The organism is Paenibacillus sp. FSL L8-0502, from assembly GCF_038593055.1.
GTDB classification, from domain to species: domain Bacteria; phylum Bacillota; class Bacilli; order Paenibacillales; family Paenibacillaceae; genus Paenibacillus; species Paenibacillus polymyxa_D.
Map to the genome: position 1 here is coordinate 2,779,389 of NZ_CP151958.1, position 16,290 is coordinate 2,795,678.

The 16,290-nt window shown below is 43.6% G+C and carries 12 protein-coding genes and 1 pseudogene; 9 read left to right on the forward strand and 4 right to left on the reverse strand.

All coding sequences use genetic code 11. From position 1 onward, the window contains the following. Positions 1 to 42 precede the first annotated feature (42 nt). On the reverse strand, positions 43 to 1,428 hold the full coding sequence (locus NSQ57_RS12110; protein WP_029518470.1) for an MFS transporter: 1,386 nt from the start codon (positions 1,426 to 1,428) through the stop codon (positions 43 to 45). A 110-nt stretch (positions 1,429 to 1,538) separates the two neighbouring features. Here NSQ57_RS12110 and NSQ57_RS12115 point away from each other — a divergent pair, with 110 nt between their 5' ends. Further along, positions 1,539 to 2,426, forward strand: a complete 888-nt coding sequence (locus NSQ57_RS12115; RefSeq protein WP_039275192.1) for a LysR family transcriptional regulator — start codon at positions 1,539 to 1,541, stop codon at positions 2,424 to 2,426. Positions 2,427 to 2,596: 170 nt separating this feature from the next. Here NSQ57_RS12115 and NSQ57_RS12120 read toward each other — a convergent pair whose 3' ends face one another. After that, positions 2,597 to 3,439 carry an AraC family transcriptional regulator gene (locus NSQ57_RS12120; RefSeq protein WP_342426092.1) on the reverse strand — a complete coding sequence of 281 codons (843 nt, stop codon included), beginning with the start codon at positions 3,437 to 3,439 and terminating at the stop codon, positions 2,597 to 2,599. Between the two features lie 149 nt (positions 3,440 to 3,588). On the opposite strand from NSQ57_RS12120, the gene NSQ57_RS12125 reads away from it, so the two are divergent. Continuing rightward, positions 3,589 to 5,649, forward strand: coding sequence for a beta-galactosidase (locus NSQ57_RS12125; RefSeq protein WP_029518467.1), 2,061 nt, complete (start codon positions 3,589 to 3,591; stop codon positions 5,647 to 5,649). A 198-nt stretch (positions 5,650 to 5,847) separates the two neighbouring features. Beyond that, positions 5,848 to 6,427, forward strand: a pseudogene (locus NSQ57_RS12130) (glycoside hydrolase family 2); the annotation flags it as partial. Positions 6,428 to 6,549: 122 nt separating this feature from the next. Here the strand turns inward: NSQ57_RS12130 and NSQ57_RS12135 are convergent. Continuing rightward, positions 6,550 to 6,891 (reverse strand): helix-turn-helix domain-containing protein, encoded by a 342-nt coding sequence (locus NSQ57_RS12135; RefSeq protein WP_029518466.1) that lies wholly within the window; start codon positions 6,889 to 6,891, stop codon positions 6,550 to 6,552. Positions 6,892 to 6,997: 106 nt separating this feature from the next. Here NSQ57_RS12135 and NSQ57_RS12140 point away from each other — a divergent pair, with 106 nt between their 5' ends. The 3 genes from NSQ57_RS12140 to NSQ57_RS12150 all read left to right on the forward strand — a co-directional run bounded on the left by NSQ57_RS12140 (position 6,998) and on the right by NSQ57_RS12150 (position 11,568). Continuing rightward, on the forward strand, positions 6,998 to 7,912 hold the full coding sequence (locus NSQ57_RS12140; protein ID WP_029518465.1) for an arginase family protein: 915 nt from the start codon (positions 6,998 to 7,000) through the stop codon (positions 7,910 to 7,912). A gap of 913 nt (positions 7,913 to 8,825) precedes the next feature. Then, complete coding sequence (locus tag NSQ57_RS12145) at positions 8,826 to 11,219, forward strand: cellulase family glycosylhydrolase (protein WP_342426093.1); 2,394 nt, start codon at positions 8,826 to 8,828, stop codon at positions 11,217 to 11,219. 244 nt (positions 11,220 to 11,463) lie between these two features. Beyond that, complete coding sequence (locus NSQ57_RS12150) at positions 11,464 to 11,568, forward strand: DUF6254 family protein (protein ID WP_023988604.1); 105 nt, start codon at positions 11,464 to 11,466, stop codon at positions 11,566 to 11,568. Positions 11,569 to 12,027: 459 nt separating this feature from the next. Here NSQ57_RS12150 and dapA read toward each other — a convergent pair whose 3' ends face one another. Further along, positions 12,028 to 12,909 carry a 4-hydroxy-tetrahydrodipicolinate synthase gene (gene dapA / locus NSQ57_RS12155; RefSeq protein ID WP_069011338.1) on the reverse strand — a complete coding sequence of 294 codons (882 nt, stop codon included), beginning with the start codon at positions 12,907 to 12,909 and terminating at the stop codon, positions 12,028 to 12,030. Positions 12,910 to 13,020: 111 nt separating this feature from the next. On the opposite strand from dapA, the gene NSQ57_RS12160 reads away from it, so the two are divergent. From NSQ57_RS12160 to NSQ57_RS12170, 3 genes are all read left to right on the forward strand, one after another. Then, the gene (locus tag NSQ57_RS12160; protein WP_029518462.1) at positions 13,021 to 13,893 is read left to right on the forward strand and encodes a LysR family transcriptional regulator; all 873 of its coding nucleotides are present in this window, start codon (positions 13,021 to 13,023) and stop codon (positions 13,891 to 13,893) included. Between the two features lie 380 nt (positions 13,894 to 14,273). Beyond that, a complete protein-coding gene (locus tag NSQ57_RS12165; RefSeq protein WP_342426094.1) occupies positions 14,274 to 15,296 on the forward strand; it encodes an NADH:flavin oxidoreductase/NADH oxidase in 1,023 nt (340 codons plus the stop codon). A 574-nt stretch (positions 15,297 to 15,870) separates the two neighbouring features. After that, positions 15,871 to 16,281: a MarR family transcriptional regulator gene (locus tag NSQ57_RS12170; RefSeq protein WP_069011340.1), complete on the forward strand. Its 411-nt coding sequence runs from the start codon at positions 15,871 to 15,873 to the stop codon at positions 16,279 to 16,281. Positions 16,282 to 16,290: the final 9 nt, after the last annotated feature.

The window sequence follows — 16,290 nt, forward strand, 5'->3', positions numbered from 1 at the left end:
GACCCGTGCCACGCATTGGTTTGAGATATGAACTTGGTGAACCTATGACTCATGCAATTGCGCTGACTTCTGGTGCCGCCGACTTATGAATACCAAAGACAATGCAATTACCGTGAGGATAATCCCAAGCATTTGAAATCCCTTGAAGCTAAATGTACCTCCCATTACGATACCTATCAATAATGAAGAGATAATGGTTCCCAGATATCTTGATGTGCTAAATAATCCGGATGCTACACCGATTATTTCTTTTGGAGAACTTTGAAACAGGGCTGCTTGCATACCTACATTGTTCAAACCGTTGCTAATACCGAATGCAGCTAAAGCCAAACACACGCTGATAACCGGTGAATTTGGATTCAATGTCACGAGCCACACTGACCCCAATGTCATCAGAATTGCGGACACCAGCAATGCCGGTCTGGGTCCTGATTTATCGATCCATTGTCCTGCAATGGGAGAAGTAATTAGCGAGCACAAGCCTAAGCTTAGCATGAGAATGCCTGTTTGGAACTCGCTGACATGACGTACCATTTGCAAGTAGGACGGAAGCCCGAAAAAGAGCGAGTAATATAGTACGTTAACGAGCATGAATTCGACATTAATCCAAATCATCGCAGGGTAACTGGCGAATGTGCGTAAAGGAATAAAGGGTGATGTCGCTTTTAACTCATGTCGTACGAATGCCCCCAGCGCAACGAAGCCTATCAGCCCGACAATGACATTTCCTAATGAGATATGCCCAGATGATTTTGCCGAGAGTAACCCAACTAGCAGGGCAACCAGACCCAATGTGAAGAGCAGAATCCCTGTTGCATCAATCAAATCAAACCATTTACGAAAAGACATGTTGCGTGCTACGGATGTTGGCAGTTCGTCCTTAGGAATATTCCTCCAAGCCAATACAAAGCTGGCCACCACAAACGGAATATTGATGAAAAAGATAGCAGGCCAATTCCACCAATGAATCAAGACCCCGCCAATAAAGGGGCCAATTGCTGCTGCTCCAGATAGGAATATGGACAAAACAGACAACGCAGTTGCTTGTTTCTCTGTAATATGAATTCGAACAATAGCCATTCCAACTCCAACCATCATGCTTGTTCCGATGGATTGCACAATGCGGAACATGATGAGCCACCCGAAATTTAGTGATAATGGAGCTAATAATGATGCAATGAAGGCTACAACAAGCCCGGTAAGGAATATCTTCCTACGACCAAATAAATCGCTGGCCTTACCCATGACAGGTTGAGCGATGCTACTTGCAATGTAGAAAGAGAAAATAATCCAGGAAACACCTGTAAAGTCAAGATGGAACACATTTTGTAGACTTGGAATAGCAACTGAAACCATCGAAGAATTTAATGGGTTCAATAGTATCCCTAGACCAACTGAAATCATTAACCACCAGCTGCGAACGCTCATTTCTGGTCCCCCCATAGCGAATTAATGTCATCGTACTTGAAATCGATTATTTATTCCAACGCATTTGATGTTATAATCTCATTGACTTGAGGGAATGAATGGAGGGCATAATGGAACTTCTTCAACTGCAATATTTTCTGACGGTAGCTCGTTTGGAACATGTGACCGAAGCTGCACGAAGTCTGCACGTTACTCAATCGTCGCTGAGCAAAACGATTCAGCGTCTGGAGGAAGATCTGGGGGTTCCTCTATTCGATCGAACAGGGAGGAAACTGCGATTGAATGAGTTCGGAAGCAGATTCCTTCACCGTGCAGAGAGGGCTTTATTTGAATTGGAGCAGGGGAAGCAGGAGCTTAGCGATTTATCTAGCCCGGAATATGGCACTCTCGAATTGGCGGTGACCACCGCAAGCACATTACCCAATATCCTGCGAGAGTTTCGGAAAAAGCGACCTTATATTCATTTTCATGTGCAAATGCTGACCACACAGGAAATGGTAACGCTTCTTCATAGAGGCGAGGTCGATTTTTGCTTGTCCTCACCTCCAATAGAGGGGGATAACATCGAATGCCAGATCGTGTTTATCGACCCAATCCTTGTAGCTGTTCCAAAGGGGCATCGGCTGGCAGATCGAAGCAGTGTAACATTGACAGATCTAAGGGATGAATGGTTTGTTGGTGTGAAGAGAGGCTACGGTACTCGCGATTTAGTGGACTCAGTATGCAAATCGGAAGGATTTGTACCTAAATATGTGTATGAGGGGGATGAACCTGCAAGGCTCAGTACGCTTGTGGAAGCTGAAATTGGCATAGCCTTCATACCAAGCACGGCAAGGAATTCACGGGAACATCTTAGATATCTCCAAGTAGAAAATCACGAATTGGTACGGGAGATCGCTTTATTATGGCACAGAAGTCGGTATATTTCGCGGGCTGCTCTGGAATTCCGTGAGGTAGTTGTAGAATATTTCGGAGCGATATCCAAACAGACAATTTAATCCCATAATATAAGCGAAATAAAAACATTAACAGAAGCGGTAGCGTAGGACATGTTAACCAAACGTCCTAAGCGGCCGCTTATTCTTTTATTCAACTGTAAAATTTGTAATTTCAATTTGTATGCTACCATACACACACGCCCAGCTATTGAAGAAGTTTTGGGATTGTACTAACCCATCCTTCTTAGCTGACGAAACTGCTCCGGTGTGATACCTGTTTGCTCCCGAAACCTCTTGATAAAATAGCTGCTTTGATGAAAACCAGATTCCAGTGCAATCTGCTTTACAGTGAGTGCCGTGGATACAAGGAGCTGTTTAGCCAGCGTTATTCGGCATTGAAGCAAATATTGAGCTGGGGTGCTGCCCATGATCTGATGGAAGAGCCGGCTAAAATGAAAGGAGCTATAACCTGACGTCGCAGCCATTGTCTTCAAATCGAGCAAGTTCTGACAATGCATACGAATATATTCCGCCGTATGACGAATCCTCTCGTGGACGGTACCGCCGGGAGAGGTGCCGAAAATTTGGTTGGAATGGTGGACGATCTCCAGAAGAATTTCATAAAGCAGGGAAGAGATCCGTACATCATAGTCGTGACGGTAAGCTTGAGCAAGTTGCAACATTTCTTCCATCAGCGGTTTTAAACGTTCTTGCCGGTGGAGTGAAAACAGATACGGTTCGTGCATACTTCGACCTTGTAATAGCGAATCTACATCCTGCCCGTCAAAATGAATCCATCGGACATCCCAGGGATCCTCGGGTTTAGTTCGATATTGCTGTGTCGTATGCTTGCCGAAAAGAAAGCCCATGCCAGGAGTAAGCTCGATTTCCTTCCCATCATGCACAATAGCGCCTTTGCCTGCAAAAATGATATGTAAATTGTATTCTATCAGTAATCCTGCATTCCTTCGCTCCCCATGATTGGGGAAATTCTTGTAATGCCCTAACGATTCGGGAAACAGTATACCTTTATTTAGAATGGGTGAAGGAAGATAACAATCTATTTTAATCATGTATCCATCTCCTTGAGTAAGTTAGCAAAAAAGTAATTCATTTAGCAAAATCGAGTTATTCTAATCCTTTTATTCCTATATTACAATAGATACAATTATAAGAGAATCACATTTTTGTACTATCACTTCTACTGAAGGAGAATTGGAGCATGCCGAAATCCTTATCTTTAGATCGCTTTCATTTGGGAGCTTGTTATTATCCTGAACACTGGGACGAATCGTTGTGGTCGGACGATCTCATAAGAATGAAGGAACTGGGCTTCAGCGTCATTCGGATTGGGGAATTTGCTTGGTCGATCTTCGAGCCGGAGGAAGGAAAGTTCGACTTCACGCTGTTTGACCGTTTCTTGGAGCAGGCAGACGCGATCGGGATTCAAGTGATCATGGGCACACCAACAGCTACGCCTCCGGCATGGCTTACTTATAAGTATCCAGAGGTGCTGAATGTGTCTATGGAGGGGGTCACGTTCCAACATGGTCAGCGTCGGCATTATAACTACAGTAGTCCCATTTATTTGGAGCTTTGCGCACGTATTACAAGAGAGATGGCACAACATTACAAAGATCATCCGGCCATCATGGGTTGGCAAATTGATAATGAGCTGAACTGCGAGATAAATGTTTTTTATGCCGAGGCAGATCATCAGGCCTTCCGATGCTGGCTAGAGGAAAAATACGGTACGTTGGAGCAACTCAATAAGACCTGGGGTACTGTATTCTGGAATCAAACTTATGACAGCTGGAAGCAGGTTCATCTAACTCGTCCAACCGTATCCGGGTCAACGAACCCTCATCAGTCTTTGGACGAGAAACGGTTTATATCCGATAACACCATTTCGTTTGCCAAACTACAAGTGGACATCCTTCGGTCAGTGGCGCCTAATCAGTGGGTGACAACCAACGGTGTATTCGGGCATTTGGATAGTCATAGGATGACGGATCAATTACTTGATTTTTTCTCGTACGATTCTTACCCTCAATTCAGTACCATTTATCCGGACCAAGGGGAGATGCCATTGCTGGATCGCAAGTGGGGGCTTTCTTTAAGTAACGTCAGAGGGATGTCACCAAATTTCTGCGTGATGGAGCAGCAATCCGGTCCGGGAGGATGGGTGAACAGGATGGAGATGCCATCCCCGCGTCCGGGGCAGATGCGATTGTGGACCTACCAAAGCATTGCTCACGGGGCAGACATGATTTTGTATTTCCGCTGGAGAACGGCAACGTTTGGTACAGAAATGTACTGGCATGGAATTAATGATTATCACAATCAGCCGAATCGTCGGGTCGCAGAAGCAGGCCGCGTCGGAAAGGAGCTGCAAAAGGTTGGAGGACGGATTCTTGGCAAACGCTACGTGGCAGAAGTTGCTCTACTTCGCGATTATGATAACGAGTGGGATGGCGAGTTGGATAAATGGTATGGTCCCTTGACAAAGCAAAGTGAGCTCGGCTGGTACAAGGCACTGCAGTATGGACATATACCTTCGGATATGGTTACAATCCGTCCGGGTATGGAATCAGAGCAGCTGCGGGAACTGGGAAATTACAAGGTGTTGGTATACACGCATCCGGCGATCCTAAGAGACAGTACAGCAGCTATGTTGCAGAAGTATGTAGAGGATGGGGGCATCCTGATCTTCGGTTGCCGCACCGGTTATAAGAACGAGTTTGGTCACTGCCGTATGCAGCTACTCCCAGGGCCTGCAGCCGAAATGAGTGGCGTTCATGTAGAGGACTTTACGATGGTAAATGGGACGGCATCACCTGTATCGGTGCGGTTTAAGGAACAAGCCCTTGATTTTTGGGCTCCAGACTTCAACGACATTTTGAATGTTCATGCTGATACGGTAGAAGTACTTGCAGAGTACGCATCAAGCTACTATGAAGGAAAACCGGCCTTGACCGTCAATCGTGTTGGCGAGGGACTGGTCTACTATTGGGGCGCAGCTTTTGACTTACCGATAGCGGCTGAGCTTCTAAGACAGCTGCCGGTGGCATCTCCGCTTGCGGGGTGGTGCCAAGCTCCTTCGACGGTAGAAGTTGCTATTCGTGCGGATGTACAAGAAGAGCTGGTATTTCTATTGAATTACAGCGGAGAAACGGCTCAGGTTAAACTGAGTGTGGAGACGGAAGATCTCCTTTCCGGTAGCAAGCTTACTGGTACCGTACCATTGGAACCGTATGGAGTATGGGTATTAAAGAAAGTTTAAAATAAAAAGAGCATCAGCCGCTGATCTTAATCCGAAGATCAGTGGCTTTTTATTGTATTAAGCAAGGGAATAACATGTTGTTTTTGTGTACAAGGTTCGGCTCAATAATCGCTGTCTTTCCTATGGGTTCTTGAACCAGAGAAATCGAACATGATCGGTATTTAATACAAAATTAATAATTTAATACAATATTATTGACGCTTTTTATATTGGTGTGATGTGAAAGGCATGCTCGTCTGGTCGGAAATGGCGTCGACCTTTGAGTTCAATGATCAGGCGGTTAGCCGCTTTACGAAGGAATGGCTGGAAATCGTACCGCAGCAGTACAATCATCCAAGTATCATAACTGGGCCCGTTCAATGAATCGTGTGGCATATCGACCATTGAACATGATGTAAGGCAGCAGTAGTTCACGCAAACCATTTATCATCTGACGAAGACTATTGATCCGTATCGTCCGGTGGTTACCAATGACGGATGGGAGCATAGGGTCTCGGATATTTTTAACTCTTCATGATTATGTGGAAACGGGCGAAGAGTTTTTGGGGCGATATCAGGAAAAGGAAAGCATCGTAAACAACAGCATTTCCTTTATTCAGTCGAAGCTTCTATCGAACGTTTCCGTGCAATCACCGGAGCAATTAAAGCGACCCCCTATCTCTCGGGCTATTGCTATACACAGGTGACCGATGTACAGCAGGAAGTCAACGGGTTGTTGACGGAAGACCGAAAACCGAAGGTTCCGCTTGAAGTGATTCGGGAGATAAATCTGGCTTGAAGCGATAATTAAGATAATAGTATTTGCAGAACGGCTGTATGCTGTCTCTTCCGTTGGAGAATAAGGAATGCGGCATCTTCAGCATACTTTTCGCATATAGGCTTTTTAGTAGAAAACTGGATTTAACTATTTTGATTTTTTGTTCCCCACTCACATAACCCTTCCAAAACAGGTAATAGCGTTTCTGCTTTATCTGTGAGACTGTACTCGACTTTAGGAGGAATTTGAGGATATTCTTTTCGATTTACCAGACCATCCGCTTCCAATTCTTTTAGTTGTGAACTCAATGTTTTATAAGTAATAGCCCCTATCTGTCTTTTCAGATCATTAAAGCGAACGGTCCGGTTTTCGGCTAGGAGATAAATAATAACCATTTTCCATTTACCACCAATCAATGAAACTGTATAACCAAAAGGTGTATCTTGAATATTTTTAACTTTACCTTTAAATTCAGCCATACTCATGGTTACAATATCCTTTCGGGTAGTACCTATCAAAATAGTGCGTACTACGTTTTTATTTGTGTTCAGTTTATACTAACCTTACTTTTGAAGTAAAGGAGAGAATAACATGACTAAAAAAACAATACGCCTGTTAATGCCACAATGGCAAGGGGGAAACAATCCTAATTACTCTTTTGGAGCCGAACTGCTTGCTTGGCTAGCTCCGGATAATGATCAACCCCTTATTCATGTTCCAGTTCAAGCTTATGATGGAACTCCACTTGAAAACGAAAACGGTATGAATGGGAGAACACAGCTACTTGAACAATTAGAGGCTGCTCAGCATATCATTGATGCTCATAAGCCAGATCGCATTGTAATGTTTGGTGGTGACTGCTTAGTGGAACAAGCTCCATTTGCCTATTTAAACGAACGATATGGTGGGGAATTAGGTTTAATTTGGATCGATGCTCACAGTGATTTAGTTAGATATGTAGGCTATGATAACGGACATACATTACCGCTCGGAAATCTGTTGGGAGAAGGAGATGAGGAATTCGCAAAGCATGTGAAAATCCCTCTAAAACCAGAAAATGTTTTTATCGCAGGATTAGCAACTCCTACAGAGCAAGAAATAGAAGTGATTTCAGAAGCGTTTCAAAGACTAGGTATAGCACCAACAGAACCAGATACAGAAGTGATTCAAAGACTAGGGATTAGAACTGCAGAAGCCCAAGAGTTAACAAACAGTACTGAATCTATAAAAGAGTGGATTAAAGAAAGTGGCATTAAGCATCTGGCTATTCACCTTGATTTAGATGTGCTTGACCCAAAAACATTTCGTTCTTTAATATTCGCCAACCCTGAAGCACCTTATAATTATTCTCCTGCGGGAACAATGCAAATGCCCCAACTACTTAATCTGATTAGAGAACTATCTGAAGAAACAGATGTAGTTGGCTTAGGTATAACGGAGCATATGCCGTGGGATTCTATTAATTTAAAAAATCTGCTTGGAGAGATACCTATATTAAATAACTAAGTTCATACACGGATTATAAGAGAACAATGATCTGCTTACAGTTTGTCTGGTTCTACTCCGCTTGTACTTTTCGGAAGCTGCACATTAGGCGAATATCCCCTATAATGGATCTTAAAACTAATTACAGAAGCGTCTTATTATGTAAAAGTACGTTGAAATCGGTTACCCAATATATGAAGAAATGCCTGTTTATCCAGGATTGCCAGAAGTGAGGTTAGAGCCTAGAGAGCGTTTGGACAAAGGGGATGACTGGAATGGAGTGTGTTAAGTATAGGCTATTTTGTTCACTATGGCTTGGTTAACATCATCAGCACTGCAAGGAGAGACAACAATATATACGCATAAGAAGTCGCCATTTTGGCGGCTTTTTTGTTTTGGATAAAATTTATAGTAAGCCTTCAAAGGTGCCTATAATCTTTATAATGATGGTTTGACACTGAATTAGTGGGAAATGTGGGAAGGCGGTTCACTTGCTTCATTTGCTGAATAATTGATCATTAGCTCATAGTCTCTTTAAAAAACGTTTCTTTTAGGGAGTTACAATAACAGCTATTAAATAATTTGCATGATTCAGGCGCATTGTTATGAGTTTTTCAAATAGATTTTAAAACTTTTTATTAATCAAGGAATAGTGCTGGAGGACAAAAATATATATGCTTTAGGTCGCTTTGATGAATTTTATCTCTGGAGGACGATATAGAAAATCAATCGAAGCGAAATAAGTGATGTAACTCTAAATGAAAGCGGTTAAAGGAGGAGCCTTTATTAAGCCTTTGGGATGAAGATTTGAATAGAAAACTATGAAGGGAGGGTCGACCTAGAAAAGACAATTTAGGTAAATTAGTGAACTTCAAGATGAATAATACAGGACTAATCAAGCAGTTGTTTATTTATATGAATTGGAGGTTTTGAGATGAAAAAAACCATAACATGTTTGATTTTGTTTGGTCTGCTTATTAGTCTGTTGCCGATCAAAAATGTGAGCGCTTCCGAAAACCTTGTTCTGACCAAATCGGCAACTGCAAGCTCCGTCGAAGATTCGACTAAGGCGGCTGATTTTGCGATTGACGGGAATTCACTAACTAGATGGTCTTCACAATATTCAGATCCACAGTGGATAAGTGTAGATCTCGGCAATACTACCGAAATCAATGGGGTTACGCTTAACTGGGAAGCCGCTTATGCGAAGTCCTTCCAAGTTCAAACATCAACGGATAATGATCATTGGACTACCGTCTATTCCACTACGACTGGAGAGGGAGGAATCGAGAAGATATCTTTCGAAGCAACAAACGCAAGGTATGTAAGAATGAACGGCATCGAAAGGGCTACTAGCTACGGATATTCTCTCTGGGAATTCGAAGTGCATTCAGCCGACGAACCGGAGGATAACACACCTCCAACAGCGCCCTCCGGTCTGACTAGTTCCTCTATATCTGATACGACGGTAAGCTTAGAGTGGACGGAATCTACAGACAATGTAGGGGTTGCCGAATACGACATCTACAACGGATCAAACCTCATAGGCTCCAGTGCGTCTACGTCCTTTATCGTTACCGGCTTAACAGCTAACATGGCGTACAGCTTTTATGTGAAAGCCAGAGATGCTGCTGGGAACGCGTCGGCTGCAAGCAATGTGATTGATGTGAACACTAGCGCATCCGACACAAGTATTGTTTCAGGTGAAATTTATAAACTAACAGCACAACATAGCGGAAAAAACCTAGAGGTAGCAGGAAACTCCACTGCCGATGGAGCCAAGGTGCAGCAGTGGACGGACAGCGGCAGACCCCAGCAGAAATGGAAAGTGATCGACGTTGGCGATGGATACTATAAACTGATTGTGCAATCCAGCGGTAAAGCATTAACAGTAGCTGGAGGTTCTCTCGAAGATGGTGCTAATGTGCAGCAATGGACAGACAACGACTTATCTAATCAAAAGTGGAAGATTATTAGCGTCGGCGGCGGATATTATAAGTTGCTCGTTAAATCTAGCGGTAAAGCGCTGGATGTAATCGGGGGTTATACTAATGATGGGGCAAATGTACAGCAATGGGTGGATAACGGAAATGATCAGCAGAAATGGAAGTTTACGCTTGTCGAATCAACCGCTGATACTACAGCACCAACGGCACCAGCGAACCTGAAAAGCTTTTCCAAAACAAACACTTCTGTAAGTCTTGTATGGGATGCTTCAACAGACGATGTAGGTGTTACCAGCTACGATGTGTATAATGGAACAATCTTGGTCGATTCAACCGACACGACAAGTTATACGGTGACAGGACTTACCGCCGATACAACGTATAGCTTCACCGTAAAAGCCAGGGATGCAACAGGGAATGTTTCAACAGCAAGCAATATCATAAATGTGACGACAAATGCTACCTCTGAGAATACAGGCTTTTATATTAACGGAACAACGCTGTACGATGCCAACGGAAATCCGTTCGTAATGAGAGGAATCAATCACGCTTATACATGGTATAAGGGTCAAGAGTCAGCAGCGATCCCTGCCATTGCGAGAACGGGAGCGAACACCATCAGAATCGTACTGTCGGATGGTCAGCAATGGACAAAAGACAATCTGTCTGAGCTACAGAATTTAATCACTTTATCAGAGCAAAACAAATTGGTTGTTGTCCTTGAAGTACATGATGGTACAGGGTCTGATAGCGCTACTGTATTGAATAATATTGCGAATTACTGGATTGAAATGAAAGGTGCACTCATTGGAAAAGAAAGCACCGTTATCCTCAATATTGCGAACGAATGGTATGGAACATGGGATGGCGGAGGCTGGGCGCAAGGCTACAAGTCTGTTATACCCAAGCTTAGAAATGCTGGCATCAAAAACACAATCATGGTTGACGGTGCAGGATGGGGACAGTATCCGCAATCTATTTTTGACTACGGAACAGAAGTCTTTAATGCAGATCCGCTTAAAAATACGATGTTTTCTATTCATTTGTACGAATATGCCGGTGGAAATGCTGCTACAGTAAAAAGCAACATGGATAATGTACTGAATAAAAATCTGGCTCTCGTGATTGGCGAATTCGGCATCAAGCATACGAGCGGTGATGTTGATGAGGCTACCATTATGAGTTACGCTGAGCAAAAGGGAGTAGGTTATCTAGCATGGTCTTGGAAAGGAAACAGCGCGGGTCTCGATTATTTGGATATGGCTACTGACTGGGAAGGAACAAGTTTTACGGAACAAGGTCGTATTATTATTGAAGGTCCCAATGGTATTAGGGCGACATCGAAATTAAGCACAGTTTATAGCGGTTCAGCCGACAAATAGCCTTCTTCCGCTCCTTCCAATCTTGCGGGCGCAGTTATATGTACTAAATCCTCTTATCGCAAGGTAAAGGCCGATTCCACATGCAGCTACATTTCTCGCTTCGAAGAAGGCTAGTTGGCTTATCCAGATTACACCCTGAGTTATTCCAAAAACCAACGAATTTAGTTTTATGAATGAACAGAGCTGAGAAATGACAACTTAAGAAAGTAGTATACATCACAATTTCCAAAGGAGGATATCTGCTATGGCTCACCAGAAGAAAAGGAAAGAAGCAGCCTGGAAGTCACGAAAGCAAGAACAGCATCCCCATGGTAAAGTCAAATCGCTCAAGGAGTTGTCCAGCGAATAGGATTGAGGAGTATACTGCGTAAAAGAGAAGAGCTGTCGATGAAATTCATCGGCAGCTTCTTTTTGCAATAATTTCGCTTACACAAAGAATTCCCTTAATGCTGCAACTCGATTTACTAGCAACCATCCAGCTATTGCTTGTAAGCTTTTCAGATTGAGGGACTTGCAAAAAATGTATCTTGATGACAGACAGTTAGGGTTGGGTGGGGATCAAGCAACGCAATGATCTTTCGGACATTTTAAGCTCGATAGAAGACATGTCTTCATACATCAAATTGCTATGTGCTACATTCATCTTCACCAATTTTAGACCAGTAACTTATAGTGTTCTAGTATAGAAGGTATCTTCTTAAATTCGTTTTTCAGAAGGGTGCCTGTTCCGGCTAAAAATTGAAGCATCTCCTGACTAGGAGATGCTTCTTCTACGTTATGATTGGGTAGTCTGAGATAAGCTGATTTATCAGGATACGATTGAATTCAGGAGACCTTGCTTCACCTGATCCGACAGTGGCATAAGTGGCAGGCGCAATTGCTCGGCAGCAATAATCTCTTGCTGGGTAAGCCACCACTTGATCGCGGCCGGGGCTGGCTCTGCAAATACATGCTGGATCAGCGGTTCCAGTAGCTTAAAACTGTCTCGCGACCCGTTCATGTCGCCAGCTGCAAAACGTTGGTACGTATCCACATACTTCTGGATATTGAGATGAGCGGATGCAAGCATACCGCCGGCAGCTCCCTGACATAGCATGGCATGGAAATAGGCATCCTCTCCGCAGAGGACAGGCTTGGTCTCGTACTGGGTCAATTTTAAGAGCAGATCAAGACCGCCCGTGCTGTCCTTGAGCCCAATTACGCCATCCAGGTCCAGCACCTTGCGTATGGTATCTATTGTCATGCGACTGCCCGTGCGAACCGGAATCTCATATACAAGCACAGGCAGGCCTACACGAGATACGACACGGAAATGCTCCAAGATCCCTTCCTGCGTCGGTCGGTTGTAATACGGAGTGACCACCATGGCTGCATCCGCTCCTAATTCAGCCGCCATTTCCGTCCGATGCACCGTTGAATAGGTATCGTTCGTTCCAGTGCCAATGACGATCGGAATGGTTTTGTTCATGCTCTTCAGAACATCCTGCGTCACCTGTACCATTTGCTTCACTTCATCCCAGGATACGGTTGGCGACTCTCCTGTCGTACCGTTAACAACCAGACCCTGAATGTCATGGCCTGCAAGATAGGTAACATACTTCCGGTACGAATCGATATCCAACTTATAGTCACGCGTAAAAGGTGTAATCAGCGGTATGAAAATCCCATGAATATGTTGTTCGTTCATCATCATCAGTTATCCCTTCCCGTTGAATTAAATCTAATGTAACATAGGAGACAGCATCGGAGTTATCTATAATAAGCGATGATTCTAATCAAAATTTTCGATGGGGTGGCCAAAATGGATTTCATTTATCTTCAGACATTTCGGGAAGTTGCTATTCGTGAAAGCTTTACGAGAGCAGCAGAAGTGCTCGGTTACGCACAATCCAGCGTCACGACCCAGATTCAGAAGCTGGAGAAAACGTATCAAGTCAAATTGTTCGAACGCTACAGCAACAACAAGATTCGTCTTACCTCTGCCGGGGAAGAACTGTTCAAGCTTGCTGGACAAATGCTGGAGCTTTTCGAGCAATCGAAAGAAAAATTGGCCAAGCAGGGCGGGGGCTCTATGACGATCGGTACTATGGATTCCATCGCTTCGTATTTTCTGCCGCCGTTTATGCAGGCGACTCGCAAAGAATACCCTGATCTGAACATACGATTGCATACGGATCGCGAAGAGATGATTTTGCACCAGGTCAGGGAAGGGGAGGCCGATGTTGGACTGATCCTCGCGGACGATTCAAGCAATCCGGCCTTGCAGTGGATTACGATTCGAGAAGAACCGCTTGTGCTGATTGTCCATCCGAACCATCCGCTTATCGCTAAAGAGCGAATCGGCCTGGATGATCTGGTGGATGCGGAGTGGATTATGCCCGAGCATACGTGCAACTACAGACAACTGCTGGAGAGAGTGCTTCGAGCAAATGGAATCACCTATCGCGTAAGCCTAGAGCTGGGTAATCCGGAAGCGATCAAACGGAGCATCAAGACTGGAGAGGGTATATCCATTCTACCTCTAATGGCTGCGCTGGAGGAGATTGAACGGGAAGAGCTGAAGGTGTTACCCTTTGAGCATGCCGAGTTCAAGCTGGAAATTCAGCTTGTTCTTCATCCCAAGAAGTGGGTGTCCAACGCATTGAGCTTTTTTATGGAGAGCATGAGAATGTAGATTTTCCTCCACATCAAAAATTAATATACAGTATGAGCGCTTCCTAGTGGAAACCAGAAGCGCTCACAGTTTATTCAAATCATCCACGTATTTTTTTGAAAAATAAGCAATCAAAATGTGCATTAATTAATTTGAAAAGCGGGATCACTATGAAGAATAGCGTATGGCTCCGATGACTACGTGGTCAGGCAATGCCGCTTTTACGATATAGACGAAGAAGTAGCTTACTATAACAAACGAGTAAATGACGTAATCTTACTTTGAAGAGTCTGAAATCATGCTTAGAGTTGACAAATGAAACAAACATGTTAGTATATATGCGTGTGCATGCATTTTGTTGTTGTATTTCCTAATATAACTCAGAGAGGAGTCTTTCTCACATGAAAGATTTATTTAGTCCCTATACAATTAAAGGTTTGGAATTGAAAAATCGCGTAGTTATGCCTCCAATGTGCCAATACTCGGTTGACAAAAAGGACGGGGTTGCCACAGATTGGCATTATATGCACTACGTTAGCCGTGCAGTAGGCGGAGCTGGTTTTATCATAATTGAAATGACAGATGTAGAGCCGGATGGTCGTATCTCCGATTTTGATCTTGGTTTATGGTCAGATGAGCAGATTCCTGCTCTCAAACGGATTGTAGATGCTTGTCATAGCTACGGTGCCAAAGTGGGAATCCAGATCGCGCATGCCGGACGCAAGGCGGAAGATGCTGAAGTTCCTGTAGCACCATCTGCTATTGCATTTGATGAAAATTCAAAACAACCTCGCGCGCTTACAACAGAAGAGGTTAAAGGCCTGGTTGAGAAATTTCGTGCTGCTGTAGCTCGCGCTGTCAAGGCTGGATTCGACAGCATTGAAATTCATGGTGCACATGGCTATTTGATTCATCAATTTCATTCGCCGCTTACGAACAAACGGGAAGATGAATATGGTAAAGAACTTACCCTTTTTGGTCGGGAAATCATCCAGGCAGCGAAGGGTGAAATGCCAGAAGATATGCCGCTCTTGATGCGTATTTCTGCCAAAGAATACGTAGAAGGTGGATATGGTATTAAGGAAAGCATTGCTTTTGCCAAGGAATATCAAAAGGCAGGAGTAGATATGTTTGATATTTCATCTGGTGGTGAGGGACCTATAGCTGCATGGGGCAGACCAGGAACTCACGCAGCGTATCAAGTCCCCTTAGCAAAAGAGATCAAAGAAGCTTTGGATATTCCGGTGATGGCCGTTGGAAGACTAGAAGATCCAATATTGGCGAATGCAGTTATCGGAAATGAAGAGGCCGATCTGGTTGCTGTGGGTAGAGGGATGTTGAGAAATCCTTATTGGTCACTGGAAGCCGCATCAAAATTGAAAAAAGAAACTGCAATCCCTACACAGTATACTACAGGGTTCTAAGACTGAGCTCTTGCTAATCATAATTGGCCTGTCAAAGTTAAAATGGTGGTGAACCGCTAGCTATATTTGACCAGGAAAAGATTTTAAGACCGAATGCAACGATAAAAGACTTTGAAATGGAAATGGTCGATTAAGCGAAAAAAGTACGTCCTTTAGACCTTTTGTAAAGTACTCTATCAAGGTACTCTACAGAAGGTCTAATTCAATGAACTATGCGACCACAGAGAGCATGTCAGAGGAAGATACATAAGATGAGATTCGGTTTTAGCTCTTAGGTGTTGTGATATGTGGCACTATAAGATGGTTATTCATACCATGGACGTTACAATGCAATGTAGCTTCCAATGTTAGAAGTGAAGGTTGGTAAAAGCCTTGCAAACCACTCCTCGAGTTTTTGGCATTTCCATTGAACTTTTTGTGTGGAAAATTTGGTGAAAATACAAGCTGGTTACGGAGGATTTTTTGTATTCCATATTTTCTCTAATTGACTTTGTAACCCAACATTATTATTATCTTATACTATAAGATTAATTATCTCATACTATAAGGTATTAGCGAGAAGGTGTTGTGACCATTGGATTATAAAGCATTAGCGACAGAACTATTCGAGTATATCGTCAAATCGCGGAAACCAGCATTAGAGGAACGAGGGCACTTCTCACGTGGCGAAATGGGGATTCTCATTTGTCTGAATTTCAATAAGGACGGGGTTACCTCTGGCCACTTGAGCGAATACTTGTCCGTCAGTACGGGACGAGTAGCAACGGCACTGAAGAGCCTTGAGAAGAAAGGACTAGTTGTACGGCGTACTGATGTCAATGACAAACGTAAGGTGATTGTATTCATTACGGATTCAGGTAAGCAATTTATGATTGATAGGCATAAGGAAGGAATCACATGGACCGAGAATGTTCTTCGAAAGTTAGACGAACAGGATGCCAAAGAACTGATCCGGCTCATTAAGCTTATTGTCTCTAGAAGCTGAATTTCTATG